This window comes from Bradyrhizobium sp. JR4.1, from assembly GCF_040548605.1.
Lineage (GTDB): Bacteria > Pseudomonadota > Alphaproteobacteria > Rhizobiales > Xanthobacteraceae > Bradyrhizobium > Bradyrhizobium canariense.
Genome location: NZ_JBEPRY010000006.1, coordinates 41,937 through 62,229, shown reverse-complemented (window position 1 = coordinate 62,229; position 20,293 = coordinate 41,937). Strand labels below are relative to the sequence as shown.

The 20,293-nt window shown below is 65.0% G+C and carries 13 protein-coding genes; 6 read left to right on the top strand and 7 right to left on the bottom strand.

Annotation, left to right across the window (positions count from 1 at the left end; genetic code table 11):
* Window positions 1-94: 94 nt before the first annotated feature.
* Window positions 95-1,531 carry a lipopolysaccharide biosynthesis protein gene (locus ABIB90_RS15395; RefSeq protein ID WP_354201037.1) on the bottom strand — a complete coding sequence of 479 codons (1,437 nt, stop codon included), beginning with the start codon at window positions 1,529-1,531 and terminating at the stop codon, window positions 95-97.
* Window positions 1,532-1,837: 306 nt separating this feature from the next.
* Here ABIB90_RS15395 and ABIB90_RS15390 point away from each other — a divergent pair, with 306 nt between their 5' ends.
* Window positions 1,838-2,905 carry an endo-1,4-beta-xylanase gene (locus ABIB90_RS15390; RefSeq protein WP_354201036.1) on the top strand — a complete coding sequence of 356 codons (1,068 nt, stop codon included), beginning with the start codon at window positions 1,838-1,840 and terminating at the stop codon, window positions 2,903-2,905.
* A 12-nt stretch (window positions 2,906-2,917) separates the two neighbouring features.
* Here ABIB90_RS15390 and ABIB90_RS15385 read toward each other — a convergent pair whose 3' ends face one another.
* From ABIB90_RS15385 to ABIB90_RS15375, 3 genes are all read right to left on the bottom strand, one after another.
* The gene (locus ABIB90_RS15385; RefSeq protein ID WP_354128863.1) at window positions 2,918-3,868 is read right to left on the bottom strand and encodes a DUF6492 family protein; all 951 of its coding nucleotides are present in this window, start codon (window positions 3,866-3,868) and stop codon (window positions 2,918-2,920) included.
* A 95-nt stretch (window positions 3,869-3,963) separates the two neighbouring features.
* On the bottom strand, window positions 3,964-4,758 hold the full coding sequence (locus ABIB90_RS15380) for a protein-L-isoaspartate O-methyltransferase family protein (protein WP_219685332.1): 795 nt from the start codon (window positions 4,756-4,758) through the stop codon (window positions 3,964-3,966).
* Between the two features lies 1 nt (window position 4,759).
* Window positions 4,760-8,224 (bottom strand): ATP-binding protein, encoded by a 3,465-nt coding sequence (locus tag ABIB90_RS15375; protein ID WP_007600601.1) that lies wholly within the window; start codon window positions 8,222-8,224, stop codon window positions 4,760-4,762.
* Window positions 8,225-8,366: 142 nt separating this feature from the next.
* Here ABIB90_RS15375 and ABIB90_RS15370 point away from each other — a divergent pair, with 142 nt between their 5' ends.
* The 4 genes from ABIB90_RS15370 to ABIB90_RS15355 all read left to right on the top strand — a co-directional run bounded on the left by ABIB90_RS15370 (window position 8,367) and on the right by ABIB90_RS15355 (window position 17,087).
* Window positions 8,367-14,822 carry a non-ribosomal peptide synthetase gene (locus ABIB90_RS15370; RefSeq protein ID WP_354201035.1) on the top strand — a complete coding sequence of 2,152 codons (6,456 nt, stop codon included), beginning with the start codon at window positions 8,367-8,369 and terminating at the stop codon, window positions 14,820-14,822.
* Between the two features lie 140 nt (window positions 14,823-14,962).
* On the top strand, window positions 14,963-15,133 hold the full coding sequence (locus tag ABIB90_RS15365) for a hypothetical protein (protein ID WP_162847227.1): 171 nt from the start codon (window positions 14,963-14,965) through the stop codon (window positions 15,131-15,133).
* Between the two features lie 245 nt (window positions 15,134-15,378).
* Window positions 15,379-16,110 (top strand): 4'-phosphopantetheinyl transferase family protein, encoded by a 732-nt coding sequence (locus ABIB90_RS15360; protein ID WP_354201034.1) that lies wholly within the window; start codon window positions 15,379-15,381, stop codon window positions 16,108-16,110.
* Window positions 16,107-17,087, top strand: coding sequence for an LLM class flavin-dependent oxidoreductase (locus tag ABIB90_RS15355; RefSeq protein ID WP_354201033.1), 981 nt, complete (start codon window positions 16,107-16,109; stop codon window positions 17,085-17,087). The genes ABIB90_RS15360 and ABIB90_RS15355 overlap by 4 nt, the downstream gene beginning before the upstream one ends.
* Here the strand turns inward: ABIB90_RS15355 and ABIB90_RS15350 are convergent.
* From ABIB90_RS15350 to ABIB90_RS15340, 3 genes are read right to left on the bottom strand one after another with little or no spacing between them, the layout of a single operon-like run.
* Window positions 17,084-17,923, bottom strand: a complete 840-nt coding sequence (locus ABIB90_RS15350; RefSeq protein ID WP_354201032.1) for an ABC transporter ATP-binding protein — start codon at window positions 17,921-17,923, stop codon at window positions 17,084-17,086. The two genes, ABIB90_RS15355 and ABIB90_RS15350, sit on opposite strands and share 4 nt — an antisense overlap.
* Window positions 17,920-18,723 (bottom strand): ABC transporter permease, encoded by an 804-nt coding sequence (locus ABIB90_RS15345; protein ID WP_354201031.1) that lies wholly within the window; start codon window positions 18,721-18,723, stop codon window positions 17,920-17,922. Before ABIB90_RS15345 ends, ABIB90_RS15350 begins: the two co-directional genes overlap by 4 nt.
* A gap of 4 nt (window positions 18,724-18,727) precedes the next feature.
* On the bottom strand, window positions 18,728-20,110 hold the full coding sequence (locus ABIB90_RS15340) for an ABC transporter substrate-binding protein (protein WP_354201030.1): 1,383 nt from the start codon (window positions 20,108-20,110) through the stop codon (window positions 18,728-18,730).
* Here ABIB90_RS15340 and ABIB90_RS15335 point away from each other — a divergent pair.
* Window positions 20,091-20,267 carry a hypothetical protein gene (locus tag ABIB90_RS15335; RefSeq protein ID WP_354201029.1) on the top strand — a complete coding sequence of 59 codons (177 nt, stop codon included), beginning with the start codon at window positions 20,091-20,093 and terminating at the stop codon, window positions 20,265-20,267. The genes ABIB90_RS15340 and ABIB90_RS15335 overlap by 20 nt on opposite strands.
* Window positions 20,268-20,293: the final 26 nt, after the last annotated feature.

Below are 20,293 nucleotides of genomic sequence, written 5' to 3'. Positions count from 1 at the left end.
TGGAGCGCTTCCGGTCGGAACCGAGCCATCGCCAGGCCAAGCGGCGCTCTCGGAGCTTCAGACGGTGAGGCCGAGCCTCGTCAGATATTGCGGCTTAAACGCCCAGCGCCTTGCGGTTGAAGGTTCGCAGGAAACGCAGCGACAGAGTCCGGACGTTTGCGACGTTCAGCAACCAGCCGGCAGCGGCATAAGCGAGCCCGCCGGCGAGGCTCACGACCATGAGCGGGACGAGGCCGATCCCATTGACCTGGGATCGTGCCACGAGAATCGCGGCCGCCATCGCCGCGGCGGAGACGGCAACGCCGGCGAGGCGGTGGACGTCGAACGGGACCGGATGGGCGCGATGCATCAGGACGACGGCAACGAGGAAACCGATCGCTTCGGTCGCAAGCGTCGCCAGCGCCGCGCCGTAGAGACCATGGCTGGCCACCAGCACGAACATCAAAGCCACGCTCACGACCAGCGTCAGGAACGACTGCGCCGCCAGCATGAACGGTCGCTCGGCAAGCTGGAAGCTGATCTGCACGTAGAATTGATTGGCGATGCCGAATAAGCGCGCGAGCACCAGCGTTGGCAGCAATACCGATACGCCGGTGCGGAAGTCGACGCCGACGAGCGTGCCGGCGACCTGATCGGCCGCAAGCGCAAGCCAGACGGCGACGGGCGCGACCACGACGAGCAGAAGCTCGAGGCTCTCGGTCAGCCGCTCCCGCGTCGTCTCGATGTTTTTGTCCGACAATGACCGGAACACCAGTGGCACGGTCGCCGCGGCGACGCTGGAGGCGATCATGACCATGAACTGTCGCGGCAGATCGGCGGCGACGCCAAAGATGCCGGCGGCGTCCTTGCCGAGCAAATAAGCCACGATGAGCCGGTCGCAGGCCGAGTAGACCGCAACCGACAACCCCGCCAGCGTCAGCGGCAGGCCGTAGCGCGCGAGCTGCACGAACTGGCTGCGCTGAAAGCGCGCGATCCTGGTGCGGTCACCGACGAGGTTCAGGATGATCCCGGCGAGCGAACCCAGGCCGAATGCGGCGAGCAGTCCCAGTCCACCCCAGCCGAGCCAGATGCCGAGCAGGCCGAAACCGACGCTCGACACGCTGCGCACGATCGAGATCGCCGCGAATCTGTAAGGGCGCAGTTTGGCGCGCTCGAACTCCTGGCCGACATCGACGGCATTCGCCATGATCGCAACGAACATGCTGGCAAGCAGCAGCCCAACGCTGAGATCGCTGCGGAACAGGAAGACCAGCGGCGTGGTGGCGCAGAGGACGGCAACGGTGAGCGCGAAGGCGACCATTGCCGTGCCGCGAAAATCCACCTCGGCCGACATCGCCTGATAGCGCGACACGGACAGCTTGATCCAGGCGAAGAAGATCGCCCCCAGAATGCCGGCCAGGCTGATGCCGACGACATAGACGCCGTACTCCGCCGGCGTCAGCAGCCGCGTGTAGGCCGTGACGGCAAAGAACCCCACCGCCGCAGGCAGGATGTAGGCGACGAGATAAATCGAGAAATGGCGGTTCAGCATGCGAGCACGGGACCGGCAACGTTGTTGCGAGTGTGACGGCCGTTCATCAATTGGACCATGGCGGGGCGAACGAATTGCGCCGCAGCATCTCTCAAGAATGTCACATAAGTCTGGAGATCGGGCGGCGAATGCGGCTTTGAAGTCGCTTTCGCGGGTTAGCGTTAAATTTGCCCTTCCCTGGTGGGGGGCACGACCACTGAAAGGAACCGTAATTCGGAGATGGCAAAGTTAACCCAAGAAGGGAAAACCCCGGCGTTGCAAGGCGTCGCTTGGTACGATGGCGCGTTGGCTCCGATAAGGAATGCCGTGACCAGGCTCGACAGACGCGAATTTCTCCTCGGCAGCGCCGCAGCACTCGCGGCAGCCGCATCGGCGTCCGCAGCGCCGGCGTCGAAACTCGCCCAGCGCTATCGGGGATTTGGTGCCGCGGCCACGCTCTGGGACCTGCAAGCCGATCCCAGGCTTGGCGAAGCCATCAGCACCTATTGCACGCAGGTGGTTCCGGTGCTCGAGCTGAAATGGCCGATGCTGCGGCCCGACGCGCACACCTTTGCGTTCGAACGTGCCGACGCGATCCTGGATTTCGCCCGGCAGAACGACCTGACGATGCGCGGCCACGCGCTCGCCTGGTATCACGACATTCCGGACTGGACCAAGCAGATCAAGGATACCAAGGGCGTCGAGCGCGCCTATGTCGACCACATCGGCACCGTCGTCTCCTATTACAAGGACAAGCTGACGTCGTGGGACGTCGTCAACGAGCCGATCCCGGACAATCCGCGCAGTCCAAAAGACCGCCGCGACTCGTTCTGGACGCAGCATCTGGGCAACCGCTGGATTCCGCTGGCGTTCCGCACGGCGGCCGCGGCCGACCCCTTCGTCAAGCTCGCGATCAACGAATACGACATCGAGTCGGCGAAGGACACGTTCATCGCGAAACGCGCGGCCTACCGTCATCTCATCATGGACCTGCTCGACCAGGGCGTGCCGTTGCACGCCGTGGGACTGCAATCGCATCTGCATGCCGAGCTCGAGATCGACACCCATGGGCTCGCGGAATTCGTCACCGAGCTGCGCGCCTGGGGCCTTGAGGTGTATGTCACCGAGCTCGACGTCGACGACCAGAAGCTGACGGGGACGCCGGCGGAGCGCGATGCCATCGTAGCCAAGCGCGTTAATGACCTCCTGACCGCGATCTCGACCAGCGGACCGGTGCGCTCGATCCTGACCTGGGGCCTCTCGGACCGCTACAGCTGGATCAACGGCACCTTTGCCCGGGCCGACAAGCAGCCGAACCGTCCTTTGCCGCTCGACGGCGAGTTCAAGCCGAAGCCGTTCATGAACGTGATCAGCAAATTCACGAAGGACGCGTGAAGGCGCCGGGTCTCAGCGCGTCTTCGGAGCCTCGAACTGAACCTCGTCCCCCATGTCCTCCGGAGACAGGCTCGGACCGCGACGGTCGCGCGAGCTGAGGCGGAACACGTCGCGGATGTCGTCGATCGAGGTCGACGAATAGGACTGGATGCACAGCGCCACCTGGTCGGGCGAAGCGGCGCGCATCATCGCTTCGATGGCCGGGCGGTCGAGGCGCGTGTCGTCCCAATGCGAGACCGCGATGCTGTCTTCGGTGACCCGATGGGCGGCCAGATGCGCGGGCGCGTTCGCGACGAAATGGCCGTACATGAGATATTCCGAGAACTTCTTCTTCCGGCACAGTGCCAGAACCCAGTTCAGTCCCGTCGCCGACTTGATCGCCTCAGTCATCGCACGCGCGGTGTCCTTGTCCCAGACCAGCGCGTTGCCGACATAGTCGTCCGCAGGGAAGGACCGGTCCTTGATGCCAAGGAGCTGATCGACGGTGCGGAGCCACAGGACATGCAAGGGGTGGGCGGCGTCGATCCCGTTGCGCGTGACGAACAGCGGCGTCTTCTCGGCGCCGGCATACTGGCCGACGTCGAATTCGCGGAAGAACAGATTGTCCGAATCCAGGATGCAGACGCGCTGCTCGGGCGCGTTGAGGACCCCGGCGATCTTGAGGATCTGCTGGATGTGCCAGCCATGAACAGGTGACGACAGCAGCGACAGCCAGACGCGCCGTTTGCTGATGAACTGCAGAGCCGGCGGCAGCGCCCACAGCCATTTCGGCAAATAGCGCGAGGCCGGAACGATGACGCGCTTGTCGGAAGCGAACCGCGCGAACAGCGGCAGATCCTCATCGTTAACGAGAACATAATGCCGCGTGTAGCCCGTCAACCAGGTGTCGATGCTCTCGCTGAGCAGCGAAAAGCGCTCGATGTCCTTGGCGTAGCTGGCGGTCAGCAGGGCAACGGAATGCATGGCGCGCGCTCGTATGGCGATCAGGCCGTAGTCATAGCGGCGCCGAGGCGTGTTGAATACTTACATTCGCAATCAAGGTAAAATGAAACGAAGCATTAACCATCCGACGGCAGCCCCTGCTCGATGCCGCGAAAGCGCAGCGGGGCCAGCGCGGAGGCGCGCTGCCACCAGTCGGCGACGCGATCGTCGAGCGCGGTCACACCTCGACCCTGACCGGGGAAGATCCGGATCTGCTGCACCGCCTCGGCTTCGAACCCCTTGCCCTTGCGGGTGATCTTGAGCGCGGCGCCTTCGCGGTCCCGCTGGGTCAGCGGCACCAGAAGGCGGCCGCGCGGACGAAGCGACCGAAGCCACAGCGGATGCGGCTGCGAGAAGCCGGCATGAACGATGATCACGTCGGCGGGCTCGCCGATGTCCTCGCATCCGTCGCCATGGACGACCGCGACGTTGCGATAGGCGCCAAGATAGGTTGCGGCTCGCGCCGCAAGCCGCTCGTCGCATTCGATTGCCTGCACCCTGCCCTTCGGGCCGACGATCTTCGACAGCACGGCCGAGAAATAGCCGAGCCCGCAGCCGATCTGGACCACACGGTCTTTTTCCCCGACGTCGAGCAAATCGATGAAGTGCGCCCACAGGCTCGGCAGTCCGGTGTCGAGCTTGCGGCGCGCATCGATCGCGACCAGCACATTGTCCTGGAGATGAACGGGATCGGCATCCGGCGTCAGCCGATAGTTGCGCGCCGCCTCGCTCTTGATGCGCCACGGTCCCTTCGCCAGAAACTTTTCGCGCGGAACAGTGCCGAGGGCTTCGAGCAGGCGCGTTGAAGAGATCCGCTCGCGCCTTGCGATCAGCCCCACGTAACGCGCACGCGCGGCGGCAAGATCGCTCATCTCAGGGATCGGCCTGTTCACGAACAAGCGCGCCCGCGCCGAGCTCGTCGATCAGTTGCATCGCCTGTTTCAGGTCCGGCGTGGAGAAGCCCTCGCTGAACTTGCCGAGGATCGGTACGAGCAGGAGACGAGCGTGCTCGCGCTTGCCGCCTTCGTGCGACAGGCGCGCGAGGCTGACGGCGGTGCGAAGCTCCCAGGACAGCGCGCCCTGTTTGCGCGCGATCTCCAGCGACAGGTTGAACAGGTCCTCGGCCTCCTGCACCGAGGCCGGATTCCCGTCCGACAGGGTGATCTCGCCTTGCAGGCGGTAGACTTCGGCGAGGTAGGAGTGGTCGCCGGTCCGTCTTGCGGTCGCGAGCGCACCGTCCAGCGCGCGCAAGGCGGCATCGCGCATCCCGACCTTGGCGTAGGCCTCCGCAAGCAGGCAGCGAAACCAGCAGCCGGCGAGCCAGGAATCCATCGCTTCGTATTCGTCGAGGCCGAACCGCATCTGGCTGAGGCCTTCGTCGGCCTCGCCGAGCTGCGCCAGCGCCCAGCCGCGCAGGATCGCCGCCTGCTGCTTCCAGTGCAGGAAGTTGTGCTCGGTGGCGATGATCATGGCACGGTTGGCGTGGTCGCGCGTGCCCTCGACATCGCGCAAATGCTGGCAGAGATAGGCGCCGAACACGAGCGCGAAGGCGAGCGTGAAGGGGTGGCGGATCTTCTCGGCGTTCGCGATCGCCTGCTCGCTGTGCTGGCGCGCCGCGTCGGGCCGGCCGAGGAACCACAGCAGATAGCCGAGATAGGACAGCGAGACGACGCCGGGATCGGTGCCGTGCCGCTCCATCAGATCGGAGTGCAGGTCGGGGCTGTAGAGGTCGATGCAGCGGTGCAGATGATGCTGGGACGCGGCAAAGCGCCCGCGATAGAGCATGGTCATCGCGATCGAGCGATGCGCCTCGATCAGATAGCCGGTCTGCTGCGCCGGCTGTGTCCCCTCGTTCAGCCGCTCGCGCTTGGCGAACTTCAACAGCTCGACGCTGAGATCGTGCGCGCGGGTCAGATCGGCGCGGATGAAATGACAGACCCAGAGCCCGCGCGTGGCGGCGAAGGCCTTTTCGTCGTCGTCGAGCTGCTGGCCGAGTTCGAGGGCGCGAACGTAGTTCTCCTCGACCTCCTGCACGGCATAGCCCTTGGCGGCGATCAGCGCGTTGCCGAGCGCGATGCGCAGCTCGAGCTCCATCTCGTCGGCGCCCTGCATGCGCGCATTGGCCTGCACGACGCTGAGGCCGCGGCCCAGATGCCCGATCGCCTCCAGATTGGCGCCACTCTTGGCCGCCTGCTTGCCGGCCTTGAGCCAGAAGCTGGCGGCGCTCTCGCTCTGGCCGGATTCGGTCATATGATGGGCGAGCAGTTCCGGTTCGCGCTCGGTCTTCTCGGGATACATCTCGGCGAGCACCTGGGCGATCCGGGAATGCAGCTTGCGCCGCTCGCTGTGCAGCAGGCTCGCATGTGCGGCGTTCTGGATCATCACGTGCTTGAAGGAGTAGAGCGCGTCGGGCGGATGGCCGCGGCGCATGATCAGCCCGGCCTCCTCCAGATGATTGAGCGCGGCCTCGATCTGTTCGGCGGGCGTGTTGGCGACCGCGTGCAGGGTCTCGTAGGAGAATTCGCGGCCGATAGTGGCGCCGATCTGCGCGATCCGCTTGAACGGCCCCATCCGGTCCAGCCGCGCCATCAGCGAGTCCGTCAGCGTCGCCGGGATCGCAAGCTGCCGCCACGGGCCCGACAGCACGTAGCGCCCGTGCCGTTCGGTCAGGAGGTTGGATTCGAGAACCGTCTTGGTCAGCTCCTCCAGGAACAGCGGCACGCCGTCGGTCTTGACGATGATCTCCTCGATGACTTCCTTGGGAAGCTCGCGTCCCGCCACGCGCTCGACCAGCGTCGCGCGCAACTGCCGGCTCAACCGGCTCAGCACCAGGGTCGTGATATGCGAATGGGCGTTCCAGCTCGGCTGGAATTCGGTGCGCGCGGTGATGATGACCAGGATTGCCCGGTTCTGTGCCCGGTCGACCAGGAGATCGATCACCTCACGGGACGTCGGGTCGATCCAGTGCAGATCCTCGAATGCGATCACCAGCGGCTGCTCGCGCGCAAGGCCGAGGAAATGATTGACCAGCGCCGCGACGGTCGCATCCTTTTGCTGCTGCGGCGACAGCTCCAGCGGCGGATAGCGGTCACCGGTCGGAATGGACAACAGCGCGGCAAGCAGCGGCGCAACCTGCTCGATGTCGCCATGAGCGGCAGCGATCGCGGTCTCCAGGCTCGCCAGCGACTGCACGGACGCATCCTCGCGATCGAGACCGAGAGAGTATTTGAGCTGCTCGGCGAACGGATAGAACGCCGTGGAGGTGTAATAGGGCGAGCACTGGAACGAGACCTGTCCATGGCGGTCACCGGCGATCCGTTCGAAGATTTCCTGGATGATGCGCGACTTGCCGATGCCGGGCTCGCCGAACTTGACCACGACCTGGCCCTCGCCCTCCTTGGCCTGCTGCCAGCGCCCCATCAGCAGCGCAATCTCCTCCTCGCGGTTGACGAGCGGGGTCAGCCGCGTGCCCATCGCGGCGGCGAAGCGGGTCTCCACCCGCGAGGCGCGCATCACGTGCCAAGCCTGGGCCTTCTCCGAGATGCCCTTCAGCGCGTGGACGCCGAGATCGCGGTAGTCGAACTTCCCCTTCAGCAGCGACTGGGTCGACGTGGAAATCACCACGCCGTTGGGCGGCGCCAGACTTTGCAGCCGCGCGGCGAGATTGACGGTTTCTCCGACCGCGGAGTCGCGCTCTTCGGTGCCCTGTCCGACGAGGTCCCCAACCACGACGAGACCGGTCGCGATGCCGATGCGGACGGCGGGTGAGTGGCTGAGCGCACCACGTGGCTCGATCGCGCGGGCGGTCGACAGCACCCGGACGATTTCCAGCCCCGCTCGCACGGCGCGCTCGGCGTCGTCCTCATGTGCGGTCGGATAGCCGAAATAGACCAAAATACCGTCCCCGACGAAGCGGGCGGCAAAACCTTCGTAATGCTTCACCACGCGGACACAGGTTTCGCGGAAGCTCGCGATCATGTCGCGCACGTCTTCCGGATCGAACTGCACCGAAAGCGAGGTGGAATCCACCATGTCGCAGAACATGGTGGTGAGCTGACGCCGCTCGGCGCCGACCTCCGTCCGGACTTGCGGGCGCGCCGTCGCGTCGGGCTTTTCAGCGGTTTCGGCCCGGAACAACGCGGTCATGGCTCGCTGGAGCCGCTTCCGATCGCCGAGCGGCAATCCAAGCTCGACGAGATCGGATTCGGTCAGGTCTCCCATGACGTCGAGATCGAGACGGTGCTGCGCGAAGAGATCGGTATAGTGGCTAAGACCGATACCCTCGAGCCAGCGCTTCAGCCCGCCTTCCGCTCCCGTGCCCGGCTCATTCTCCAGCATGGTGATTCCGCCCGACCAATCACTCCGTCGAAGGGCTTAGGGCCCCGCAACCACAGATTTTGGGGCCAAAACTTCACCTCAGACTGGACGCGTTCCCTAACTTCTTGGAAGAATAGCCCAATCGGATCAAAAGGGAACGGAATTGTCGGACGCCACACGCCCAGCGCCGCAGGAATTGGCCGGCACGACGGCCGAAACGGAGATATTCGCGGATATCGGCGGTCTTCTCGATTTCCATGCCCGCAAGACGCCGGCGGCCCCCGCCCTCCTCGCCCCCGGCCGGCCGATCCTCAACTACGGCGGGATTGGCGCGCGGACGCAGGATCTCGTCCGCACGCTGCGCGGGTTTGGCATCGCCCCTGCCGACCGCATTGCGGTTGCGCTGCCGCGCGGTGCCGACAGCGCACTGGCCCTGATCGCGGTCGCCTCGAGCTGCGCTTGCGTCCCCGTCAATCCCGATCTGACGGCGGACGAGCTGCAACGCTATTTCAGCGAATTGAAGCTGACGGCGCTCGTCACCCGGGCCGACACGAACTCGGCGGCCCGCGATGTCGCCAAGGTGCTCGATATTGCCATGATCGATTTCGTGCCGGGGGCGCAAGACGATCTCGGCGGCTGCACGTTCGTCGGGCCGGCTGTTGGACCGGCGAGCAGCAGCGGCGCCTCGCGCGGCGACGACGACGCGTTCATCCTGCTGACCTCGGGCACCGCGGCGCGGCCGAAGATGGTGCCGCTGACGCATCGCAATGTGTGCCTCTCCGCCTACAATGCCGGCCGCGTGCTGTCGCTTGCGTCCCACGATCGTCTGCTCAACGTCCTGCCACTGTTTCACGCCCATGGTTTGATCTCCGGCCTGCTAACGGCGCTGGCCGCGGGCTCCAGCGTGATCTGTACCGAGGATTTCGACGCAGCCTCCTTCTTCGGCTGGATGCGGCAGCTGCAACCGACCTGGTACACGGCCGTGCCGACCATCCATCGCGCGCTGCTGACGGCGGCGGAGGCCGACCCGGATCTTGCCCGATCGTCCTCGCTGCGCGTGATCCGCTCCGCCTCGGCGTCGCTTGCGCCTGCGATCCTCGACGGACTGGAGGCGACGTTCGGCGTTCCCGTGCTCGAAACCTACGGCATGACGGAGGCGGCCTCGCAGATCGCGGCCAACCCGTTCGAGCTGCGCAAGGTCGGATCGGTCGGCCGCGCCGCGGGCCCCGAGATCGCCATCATGGACGAGACCGGCCGCGCGCTCGCCAGCGGCGAGCAAGGCGAGATCATGCTGCGCGGTCCCAATATGAGCCGCGGCTACTATAATGACGAGGCGGCGACGCAGGCCGCCTTCCGCAACGGCTGGTTCCGGACCGGCGATCTTGGCTATCTCGACGCCGACGGCTATCTCTTCATCGTCGGCCGTATCAAGGACGTCATCAACCGCGGCGGGCAGAAGATCTCGCCCCTGGAAGTCGAAGATGTCCTGCTCAGCCATCCGGCGGTGCTGGAGGCCGGCGTGTTTGCCGTCCCGCACCCGAAGCTCGGCGAGAACGTCGCCGCAATCGTGGTGCTGCGGCCGAATTCCGAGGCGACCTCGGACCAGTTGCGCCAGTTCGCCCGGAAACGGCTTGCGGCCTACAAGGTGCCGAGCCTGATCCGTAGCGTGGCGACGCTGCCGAAAGGCGCCAGCGGCAAGGTCAAGCGCAATGCGCTGGCCGAGCTGATCGCAACAATGGGCGGCGGCGAGGAGGAGGCCCGTCTGCCGCGCAACGCGCTGGAGACTGAGCTCGCCGGGATCTGGGCCAATTTGCTGGAGCTGCCACAGGTCGGGGGCGATCAGGACGTCTTTGCGCTGGGTGCGGACTCGCTCGCGGTGACGCAGATGCGCTCGCGCCTGCGCGAACGCTTCAATGTCGATTTCTCGTTCGAGGACGTTTTCGATTGCGCCACGCCCGCCGCGCTTGCGGACCGGATCGAGACCGCCGCAAGCCATCGCGAAACGATGCTGCCGGCCTGGCGCCAGGCCGGCGAAGCAGACGCGCCGCTGTCGTTCCAGCAGCAGCGGATGTACGTGCTCTCGCGGCTCGACCCCACGCGCTACAATTATAACGTCGTCGAAGTCGCGCTCCTCAAGGGTGGGCTCGATGTCGCCGCACTTTCTGCGAGCCTTGCCGCGGTCTCTGCCCGCCATGAGGCGTTGCGGTCGGTCATCATCGAACGCGAGGGCGAGCCGGTGCAGCTTGTGCTGCAATCGCCGCCGCGGTTCGAGCGGATCAAGCTCAAGCCCTGCCCCGCGGACAAGCGAGCCGCTGTTGTCAGGCGCGAAGCGCTCCGGCTCGCGCAACATCCGTTCGACCTTGCGCACGAGCCGCCGCTGAAGGTCACGCTGCTCTCGTTCGACAAGGGCAGCCATGCGCTGGTGGTCAACGTCCATCACCTCGTCACCGACGGCTGGTCGCAGCGGCTGTTCTGGGAAGAACTCGCCGCCCATTATTCGGCCGCGCGCAAGAACGACGTGGCGGCACTGTCTTCGCTCGTCTTCCAATACCGCGACTTTGCGCTCTGGCAGCAACGCTGGGCACAGACGCCGGCCGCCAAGGAGCAGCTCGATTACTGGCGGGTGCAGCTGGACGGCGTCACCACGCTGCCGCTGCGAACCGACCGGCCAAGGCCGGAGATCTGGAGCGGCCACGGTGCCCGTCACTATCTCGAATTCTCCAAAACTCTGTCGGCCGACCTGCGCGCGCTGAGCCAGAACCAGGGCGTCACGCCCTTCATGACCCTGCTCGCAGCGTTCCAGTGCCTGCTGTTCCGTCACACCGGACACGAGGATGTCGCGACCGGATCGCTGATCGCCAACCGCAACCAGATCGAGAGCGAGCGTCTGATCGGGCTGTTCGCCAACACCCTGATCCTGCGCAATGATTTCGGCGGCGATCCGAGCTTCGGCGACATGTTGCGCCGGGTACGGCAGGTCACGCTCGATGCCTATCGCAACCAGGACCTCCCGATCGAAGAGGTCCTGCGCGCGCTTCAGATCGCGCGAAGGAGCGACGGCAATCCGCTGTTCCGGATCATGTTCATCCTCCAGAACGCCTCGATCGAGGCGGCGTCTTTCCCCGGTCTGTCGACGCGGCGGATCGAAATCGATCCAAAAGTGGCGCGATTCGACATCACGCTCGAACTGGTCGAGGCCGACGGCCGTTTCACCGGCTTCTTCGAATACGCCACCGATCTGTTCGACGCGGCGACGATCGAGGGCATGGCCGCTCAGTTCAAAACCCTGCTCAAATCCGTCATCGCCGATCCGGAGCAGCGCATCTCTCAATTGGCACTTCTGACCGAGACCGAACGCCGGCAGCTGCTGGCGCAGGGCCGGGGCGTCCCGGCCAATCTCGCCACGCGCGGCAATCCGGGCGAACGTTTCGACCGCCAAGTCAAGAAGACGCCGAACGCGATCGCGGTGTCGGACGGCCGCACATCCCTGAGCTATCGCGAGCTGGCGCGCCGCAGCCAGGCGATCGCGCGCTGGCTCACCCTCGAAGGCGTCGGCGCCGAGGCCGTGGTCGCCTTGCTTGCGGAGCGCGGACCCGACCTGCTTGCCGCGATGATCGCCGTGCAACGCGTGGGCGCCGCCTTCCTCAATCTCGATCCCGACCAGCCGCCGGCACGGCTCGCAACCATCCTCGGATCGAGCGGCGCCCGCATGCTGCTGACCGGACGGGCGCAGTCGTCCATGGCGGAGGCGCTGCTCGAACCGCTGGTCGAGCGCCTTCAGGTGGCCGAGCTCGAGGACGCGATCGCGCCAATGTCGACCAGGCCGGCCCGCGCGGCGCGACGCGCGGCGTCGAGCCTTGCCTATCTCATCTACACCTCCGGCTCCTCCGGCGCGCCGAAGGGCGTCATGATCGAGCAGCGCGGGCTTTCGAACCATCTTGCCTCGCTCATCTCCGAGCTGAACCTCTCGCGCCGGGACGTGATCGCGCAGACCGCGCCGCAGAGTTTTGTCATCTCGGTGTGGCAGTTCCTCGCGGGGCCTATGGTCGGCGCGCGCGTCCATGTCTGCGGTACCGCGCTCGTGCAGGACCCGATCTTGCTCGCGCGCGAGATCGAGCGCGAGGGCATCACGGTGCTCGAGATCGTCCCATCGCTGCTGCGTGTGATCCTCGATCGCATGGACGAGGCACAGGTCCGACGCGCCTTTGCGAGGCTGCGCCTTCTGATCTCGACGGGCGAACCGCTGCCCGTCGATCTCTGCAAGGCCTGGTTCGCCCGCTGTCCGAAAGTGCCGCTGATCAACGCCTATGGTGCCTCGGAATGTTCCGACGACGTCTCGCTGCATCGCCTGACCAGGGCACCGACGACCCGGACGGGCAACGTCCCGGTCGGCGCGCCGCTGCCGAATACCCAGCTCTACGTGCTCGACGCAAGCCTGCAGCCGCAGCCGGTCGGCGTGACCGGCGAGCTCTGCATCGGCGGCGCCGGTGTCGGCCGCGGCTATGTCAACGACCCCGCGCAGAACCGGCAGCGCTTCCTGCCCGATCCGTTCTCGCGCAAAGCAAGCAGCCGGCTGTTCCGGACCGGCGATCTCGCCCGCCGCCGCGCCGACGGCACGATCGAATGCCTCGGTCGCGCCGACCATCAGGTCAAGGTTCGCGGCTACCGTATCGAGCTCAAGGAGATCGAGAACGCGCTTGCCGACCATCCCAGTGTGCGCGCCGGCATCGTCGAGCCGCGCCGCGAAGCAAGCGGCGATGTCAGGCTGATTGCCCATATCGTCGCAAGGTCCGGCAGCCGGAGCAGTGCCAGCGAGCTGCGCGACTTCCTGAAGAGCCGGCTGCCGGGCCACGCCATCCCGTCCGCGTTCCTGTTCCTGGATGAGGTGCCGCTCAATGCCCATGGCAAGATCGACCGCACCGCGCTGCTGGCGCCGGCGCAGCAGGAAACGTCCGGACCGGATGCGACCGTGCCGGCGCGGCGCTTCACCGAAAAGGTGCTGTCCGACATCTGGATCGACCTGCTGAAGATCGAGAGCCTCGGCGTCACCGACAATTTCTTCGACCTCGGCGGCCACTCGCTGCTGGCGGGCCAAGTCATGGCGCGCGTCGCCCGGGCGCTCGGCATTTCGCTGCCGATCAAGACCATCTTCGAGGCACCGACGATCGACGAGCTTGCCCGGCGGGTCGACGAGGCCGTGGCGGCAAAGCCGCGCAAGCCGGCCGCAGGTTTCGCATGGCTGGCTACAGCGAGCCTGGCCGAAGGCAGCCCTCCCACGCTCTCGATCGCGCAGAACCAGATGCTGCGGATCGAGCAGAATCTTTCGGGTTTGCCGCTGTTCAACCTGCCTTTCGCCTTCCGTCTCCAGGGGCCGCTGAATCTGACCGCCCTGGCGCAGGCGATCGATGACATCGTGCGCCGGCACGAATCGCTGCGGACCCATTTTGGCTGGAGCGGCGGGGAGCCCGTCAGCCGCATCGCCGCGCCCGGCGCCCTCGGCCGTGTCATGAGTGTCGAGACGATCGGCGACGGCCGGCCCCACAACAACAAGCGGCGCAAGGCGCTGGAGCTCCGCAAGATCGATCTCCTGATCGAACAGGAGACCTATGTCCCGATCGACACCACGCGCGCGCCGCTGCTGCGCGCCCGGCTGTTGCGGCTCCACGATGGCGATCACATCTTGCTGCTGACGCTGCACCACGCCGTCGTCGATGGCTGGTCGATCGGCCTGCTGTTCGAGGAAATATCCAGTTGTTATGCGGCCTTGGCTGGCTATCCGTCGGTGCCGCTGCCGAAACCGCCGCCGGCCTTTTCGGACGTAGCGCGCTGGCAGCGCTGGTGGTGCGGCACCGATGCCGCCCGCCATCAGGCGGCCGACTGGACGGAGAATTTGCGCGGGGCGCCTCCCCTCTTCGAGGGCGGATCAAGTCCGGGCCCGTCCAGGGGGCACCATCCCGTCAGCCTGGATCGTGAGCTGATCGGCCGGCTCGCGGCTTTCGCCGGCCAGCACAATTGCACGCTGTTCATGTGTCTGCTGACCGGCTTGAAAGCCGTGCTGCTGGCGCGGACCGGCCGCCACGACATCTCGATCGCCACCGCCATGGCCAATCGCGCCCTGCCGGACACCGACCGGATCGTCGGTCCGTTCGAGAACACGGTGATCGTTCGCACCAAAATCACGCCGGAGCTGTCGTTCGTGCAGGCCGTGGTCCGGGTCCGCCAGAGCGTGCTTGACGCGCATGCGCGCCAGGAGCTGCCGTTCAACATCCTGGCCGACCATCTGGAGCAGGAGGGGGTCAATCCAGCCTCGCTGCTCCAGGTCTATTTCACCTTGCAAAATCCGCTGCGCCAGCCGCTCGATCTGCCTGATCTCACGACAGGATCGATCGGCAACATCGCGCGCGAAGGCCAGCCGGTGCTGCCGATCGACCAGACCTGGCTGTCGCTGATGCTCAAGGAGCGACCGACGGGAATCACCGGTTCATGCAATTACAAGAGCGAGCTGCTCGACGGCGCTACGGTCGGCCAATGGATGGAGGATCTCGTCGCGCTGCTCGGGGCGGCCCTCGCCCAACCCAACGCACCGCTCGGCCGATTGCTCAATCGCAGGGCGGCATGACCGGCCGTACAGCACGGGCGAATACGGGTCACCCGTCAAAGCTGTGAATGACCAAGTTGCATCTTGATTATTTGGCGCCATCGCGCAAGATTATTCTCGCGTTTTGATTTGGACGATTATTTTCAACCGGGGAGTTCGTTATGGGTTTCATCAAATTTACCAAGGGCACCTCGTTGAGTGACAAGGACCGCAAGGCCCTGCAGAAGTTGCTCGGCGCCGAGAAGAAGAAGCTGCAGTCCGCGCTGAAGGACGTCGACGCCAGCATTTCGATGCTGGGCGGCTCCAAGAAGTCCAAGAAGAAGAAGACGTAAGACTCGTCGGCCGGGACGCCGCACGAATCTTCAGGCTTCAGTTTTCGGGCTTCAGTTTTCAGATTTGGCCGCTCGCCTGTCGAGTTGGGGTCTCGCACAAGCTTGCGCCCGTAAACCGGCCAGCAATCGACAAGGATTCGCCGGAGTGGACCGCTAGAAGCGGTCCGCTTAGTTGATTCTTGCTCAGTTGATTCTTCCGTCATGGCAGGGGATTTGGCCCCGGCCTGACGCCATGGGCGCAATTGATGGCAGACGACAGAATTGAACTGTTTGTCGGACTGATCGAGACTTTTGACGCGCCGGATGCGGTTGATACGTGCCGGCGCCTGCTCTCGGTCGACGAACGGGCACGAGCCGATCGCTTCATGTTCGAGCGGCACCAGCGGCAGTATATTTTCGCGCATGCGATGTTGCGCCTCGCGCTCTCGCACGCCGCACCTGATGTCGCACCCACCGACTGGTCATTTGCGGCCGGGCGTTACGGGCGGCCGTTTGTCGCATCGCCCAAGACCTCGAGCACGCTGCATTTCAGCCTGTCGCACGCCGACGGCTGCGTCGCCTGCGTCGTGTCGGGGCATGAGACCGTCGGCGTCGACGTCGAGACCGTCTCGCGTCGGGTGGCGCCGCTGTCGACCGCGCTTCGGTTCTTCGCGCCGGAAGAGGTCGAAACGCTACGCGGACTGCCGGAGCCCGCCGCGACCGAGCGCTTCTTCGACTACTGGACGCTGAAAGAGGCCTATCTGAAGGCTAGGGGTTTCGGCCTCAATTTGCCGCTCGATGCCTTCGCGATGCTGGTGTCGCGCGAGGCCATCGAGATCAGCTTCAAGCCCGATATCGCCGACGATCCGGAAGGCTGGCGATTCCAGCTACTCTCGCCGTCGCCTTCGCATCGTCTCGCGATTGCCGACGGCTCCCGCGCCACCGGCGGCCTTCCCATCACCCGCAACGCGTGGCCGCTGCAGGAGGCGGCTGAATGACACTGCCGCGGCTGCGTGTCTTTCCCGCGATCTCGCGCAACCGCGACCCCAAGAAATATGTCGGCGAGCTGATGCGCGTGGCGCAGTTCGCCGACCGTAACGGCTTCGAAGGCATCCTGCTGTTCGAAGGCAACGACGTGTTCGTCGAGCCCTGGGCGATGGCCCAGCACATCATCGGCGAGACGACCCGATCCTCGCCGCTGATCGCGGTCAATCCGGTCTACATGCACCCGTTCACGGCGGCAAAATTCGTCTCGTCCTTTGCGCAACTCCACGGCCGCAAGGTCTATCTTAACATGATCACGGGGACGGCGCTCAGCGATTTGCAGGGGCTGGACGACGAGCAGTCGCATGCCGACCGCTATGTCCGGCTCGGCGAATTCGTTGCGCTGATGCGCCAGTTGCTGGCAAGCCCGCGGCCGGCGACTTTCGAGGGCCGGTTCTACCGCGCGAGCAATTTGCAACTGCGGCCGCGCCTGCCGCCGGAGCTGATGCCGGAATTTCTGGTCGCGGGCCAGTCCGAGCCGGCACAGCGCGTCGCAAAGGAGACCGGCTGCATCAAGATGCAGATGTTGCCGCCCGATCTTGACCGTGGCCTCGATGCGCCGGGCGTGAATTTTGGAATTTTCGCTCGCGAGGGACGCGACGAGGCACGGCAAGCCGCAAAGGCGCGTTTCCGCGATAATGCCGACGATCGCGAGCTGCTCGTGCTCACGGTGGAGAACAGCGATTCCGTGTGGAAACGGCGCCTCTACGAGAGCCAGAACGGCGAGCTCGCGGACAATGGCTACTGGCTGTTGCCGTTCCTGACCTTCCAGGCCGACTGCCCCTACCTCGTCGGCAGCTACGCGGAGATCGGCGCGAAGCTGAAGGAATTTGCCGCGAAGGGGCTGACCACGATCATGCTCGACATGGTCGCGGACGAGACCGAGATGCAGCACGTCTGCAAGGCGCTGGCGGCAAGCGGGATGTTCTAGGCTGTCACGCCCAGCGGGCTGAGCCGTGCCAGCGGCTCGCTGCCTTCCGGTCGGCGCAGAAGCTGCATGACATGCCGCTTCAAGCGTACGAATTCGGGTTCGGTGACGAGATCGTGGCTTCGCGGCCGCGCGAACGGCAGCACGATATCCTCGATCACCCGACCGGGTCTTGCGCTCATCACGACGATGCGGTCGGCGAGGAACAACGCTTCATCGATGTCGTGGGTGACGAAGACCGTGGTGGTCGGGATCTTGCTCCAGATGTCGAGCAGGACCTCCTGCATCATGCCGCGCGTCTGCGCATCGAGCGCGCTGAAAGGCTCGTCCATCAGCAGCACCCGTGGCTGGTTGATCAGGACCCGCGCGATCTCGACGCGCTGCTGCATTCCACCTGACAGTTGCGCTGGATAGAACGCCTCGAAGCCGGATAGGCCGACCAACTTCAGGATGGAGTCCGCGGCGAGATCGCGTTCTCTTCTTGCCAGGCCGCGCATCTTCGGGCCGAAGGCAACATTGTCGCGGACCCGTTTCCAGGGGAACAGCGTATGTTGCTGAAACACCATTCCCCGATCAGGACTCGGCCGCTGGATTGACTGCCCGTCGACCGTGAGCCGACCTGCCGTGATCTGCAGATGCCCGGCCAACGCGCCAAGTAGCGTGGACTTGCCGCAGCCGGAGGGACCCAGGATGCACACGAGCTCGCCCGGCGCAATCGCGATGCTAAGACCGCTCACCGCCTCGAACGCATCGCCGCCTTTGCCAAGCGAGATCGAGACATCGGCGAGGTCGATGCGACCAACACTCTTCGCCTCGATATCCGCGACCCGAATGTTCATCGCGCTACCCGCGTGCTGCGCCAAGGCATCAGAAGCCGCCCGGCCGTCGTCAGCAGCCAGCTGGAGCCCATGCCGAGCAGGCCAATGATCAGCATGCCGACGATGATGTCGGCATAATTCTGGAGCGTGTACGCCTCCCAGGTGTAGTAGCCGATGCCGAACTGGCCAGAGATCATTTCGGCGGTGACGAGGCAGAACCACGACGTGCCCATGCCGATCGCGAGCCCGGTGACGATGCTCGGCGCGGCGTCCGGCAGCACCACTTCCCTGAGAATCGCGAGACCGCCGGCGCCGAGACTGCGCGCGGAGGCGACCAGCCGGCGGTCGACATTGGCAACACCGTGGACCGTGTTCAGCACGATCGGAAACAAGGCGCCGATGAAGGTTATGTAAATCATCGACAGCTCGGACGACGGGAACATCAGGATCGAGAGCGGTATCCACGCCACCGCCGGAATCGGCCGCAGCAATTCGAGCGGCGGCAGCAACAGGTCACTCGCGGCGCGCGAGCGGCCGATCGCGAAACCGAGGATCACGCCGATCACAACCGCGGCCGCGTAGCCCGCGAACACCCGCCACAAGCTGCTGCTGATATGCGCAGCGAGTTTCGGAGACCGAAGTAAGGCGACGGCGGATTGAATGACCTCGACCGGCGGCGGCACGTTGCGGAAAGTGACGATCCCCAGATTGAGGTGCGACGTAGAAGCGACCTGCCACAGGGCAATGCAGGTCAGGATCGAAAGGCCGCGGACCACCCACCGGATGCCGGCGGGCCGGCTGCCCTGAAGTGCACTCTTCATCGCTTCACCGGCTCGCGACAAGCGACTCACGCGCAGCCGGAAAGTCGAGCACCGCGCCGCCATGCTGCTTCGACCAGCGTTCGGCCGCGTCCTTGAGCAGGAACGCGCTCAACTCGCCCTTTGCCGACCGCACGAACCAAGCCTGGCTTGCGAACAGCTTGATGCCGCTCTCACGATCCTGTGCATAGACGACGCGAATGGGCTTGCCGTCCTTCTCCAGCCCGGCGAGCGCCTTCAGCGCGTTCTCAGGCGAGGCGTAGTGGCGCACACGAGGCTCGTCCTTGACCCATATCTGCGCGACCCGAGTGAAATCGCTGATCTCGGCGCCGGTCTCCGCATCCCTGGCTTTCAGCGGAAGCTGCGCGTAGTTCTTCAACTCCGCATCATAATCCCGACCGGCCTGCGCGGTCGCAATCCGGACGAACTTGTCGGTGACGAACTGGTTGGCATCCAGATCTTTGTCCGCACGCTTGAGCAGCTTCAGCGTCTTGATCGAGGTCGCGACGGCCTGACGGTATTCCGGCTTCCAGGTCACATCGCGGGTCTGAAGGCCGAGCGGGCCGTGGAAGAGGTAATCGACCTCGGCCTCGATGCCGGTCACCTTTGCGATCAGCTCGCTGTATTTCTCCGGCTCTTCCGCGATCAGCCGATCGGCCTCCAGCGCGGCGCGCAGATAGGCGACGACGATCTCCGGGTATTTGTCGGCATAGTCAGCATCGACCAGTCCGCCATGGAACGTCGGCGCGTTCGCCTGCGCACCGTCGAAAATCTTTCGCGCAAAGCCGCGCCATGGAAACAGCTCCGCGAAGGGCACGAAGTCGGCATGAGCCTCGATCTTGCCCGCCTGCAAGGCAGGTCCTGCAACTTCGGGCGCCTGCGTGATGATGTTGACGTCGGTCTCGGGGTTCCAGCCCTTGGACTCGATGGCCCGGAGCAGCATGCCATGCGAGGTCGAGGCAAAGGGAACGGAGATGGTCTTGCCCTTGAGCTCGTCGAGCGACTGCACCGGCGAGCTCGACGGCACCACGATTCCGTTGCCGCTGCCCTTGGTACTGCCGGACAACACGCTGATGAAGAGGCTGCGGCGCCCCGCCTTCTGGAATGCAACGCCGTTCAACGAGCCCGGAAAATCAGCCATCGCGCCGAAATCGAGCTTGCCTGCAACCATCTCGTTGGTGAGAGGCGCGCCGCTGGTAAAGTTCTTCCACTGGATGTCGTAGGTGATATCCTTGTACTTGCCCTCACGCGGCAGAAATTTTTCCAGCAGCTTGAGCTCGCGAATGAGCAGCCCGCCGGTCGCGCAGTTAATGGTCGTATCCTGCGTCCCGACCGCGACCCTGATGGTCTCCGCCTGCGACGGTCCGAACATGGCGATCGCAGTGGCCATGACGGCCGCACTGATTTTCAAAGAACTCAAATCGATCATCGAACTGTCCCCAGAGGCCGGCCCCGTGCCGGCGACAACGCGCAACGGGACTATCGAAGGCGTAACGCCGGCGTTGAAGCAATTACTTGCATCGATGTTGCTGCCGCTCCCGCCGTGATTGGTCGAGCAAGGCGCAAAGGATTT

What these genes read in the sequence shown, in the direction of transcription:
- ABIB90_RS15395 (WP_354201037.1), bottom strand. Translation starts at nt 1,531, where the DNA reads ATGCTGAACCGCCATTTCTCGATTTATCTCGTCGCCTACATCCTGCCT.
- ABIB90_RS15385 (WP_354128863.1), bottom strand. Translation starts at nt 3,868, where the DNA reads ATGCATTCCGTTGCCCTGCTGACCGCCAGCTACGCCAAGGACATCGAG.
- ABIB90_RS15380 (WP_219685332.1), bottom strand. Translation starts at nt 4,758, where the DNA reads ATGAGCGATCTTGCCGCCGCGCGTGCGCGTTACGTGGGGCTGATCGCA.
- ABIB90_RS15375 (WP_007600601.1), bottom strand. Translation starts at nt 8,224, where the DNA reads ATGCTGGAGAATGAGCCGGGCACGGGAGCGGAAGGCGGGCTGAAGCGC.
- ABIB90_RS15365 (WP_162847227.1), top strand. Translation starts at nt 14,963, where the DNA reads ATGGGTTTCATCAAATTTACCAAGGGCACCTCGTTGAGTGACAAGGAC.
- ABIB90_RS15360 (WP_354201034.1), top strand. Translation starts at nt 15,379, where the DNA reads ATGGCAGACGACAGAATTGAACTGTTTGTCGGACTGATCGAGACTTTT.
- ABIB90_RS15355 (WP_354201033.1), top strand. Translation starts at nt 16,107, where the DNA reads ATGACACTGCCGCGGCTGCGTGTCTTTCCCGCGATCTCGCGCAACCGC.
- ABIB90_RS15350 (WP_354201032.1), bottom strand. Translation starts at nt 17,923, where the DNA reads ATGAACATTCGGGTCGCGGATATCGAGGCGAAGAGTGTTGGTCGCATC.
- ABIB90_RS15345 (WP_354201031.1), bottom strand. Translation starts at nt 18,723, where the DNA reads ATGAAGAGTGCACTTCAGGGCAGCCGGCCCGCCGGCATCCGGTGGGTG.
- ABIB90_RS15335 (WP_354201029.1), top strand. Translation starts at nt 20,091, where the DNA reads ATGGCGATCGCAGTGGCCATGACGGCCGCACTGATTTTCAAAGAACTC.
- ABIB90_RS15340 (WP_354201030.1), bottom strand. Translation starts at nt 20,110, where the DNA reads ATGGCCACTGCGATCGCCATGTTCGGACCGTCGCAGGCGGAGACCATC.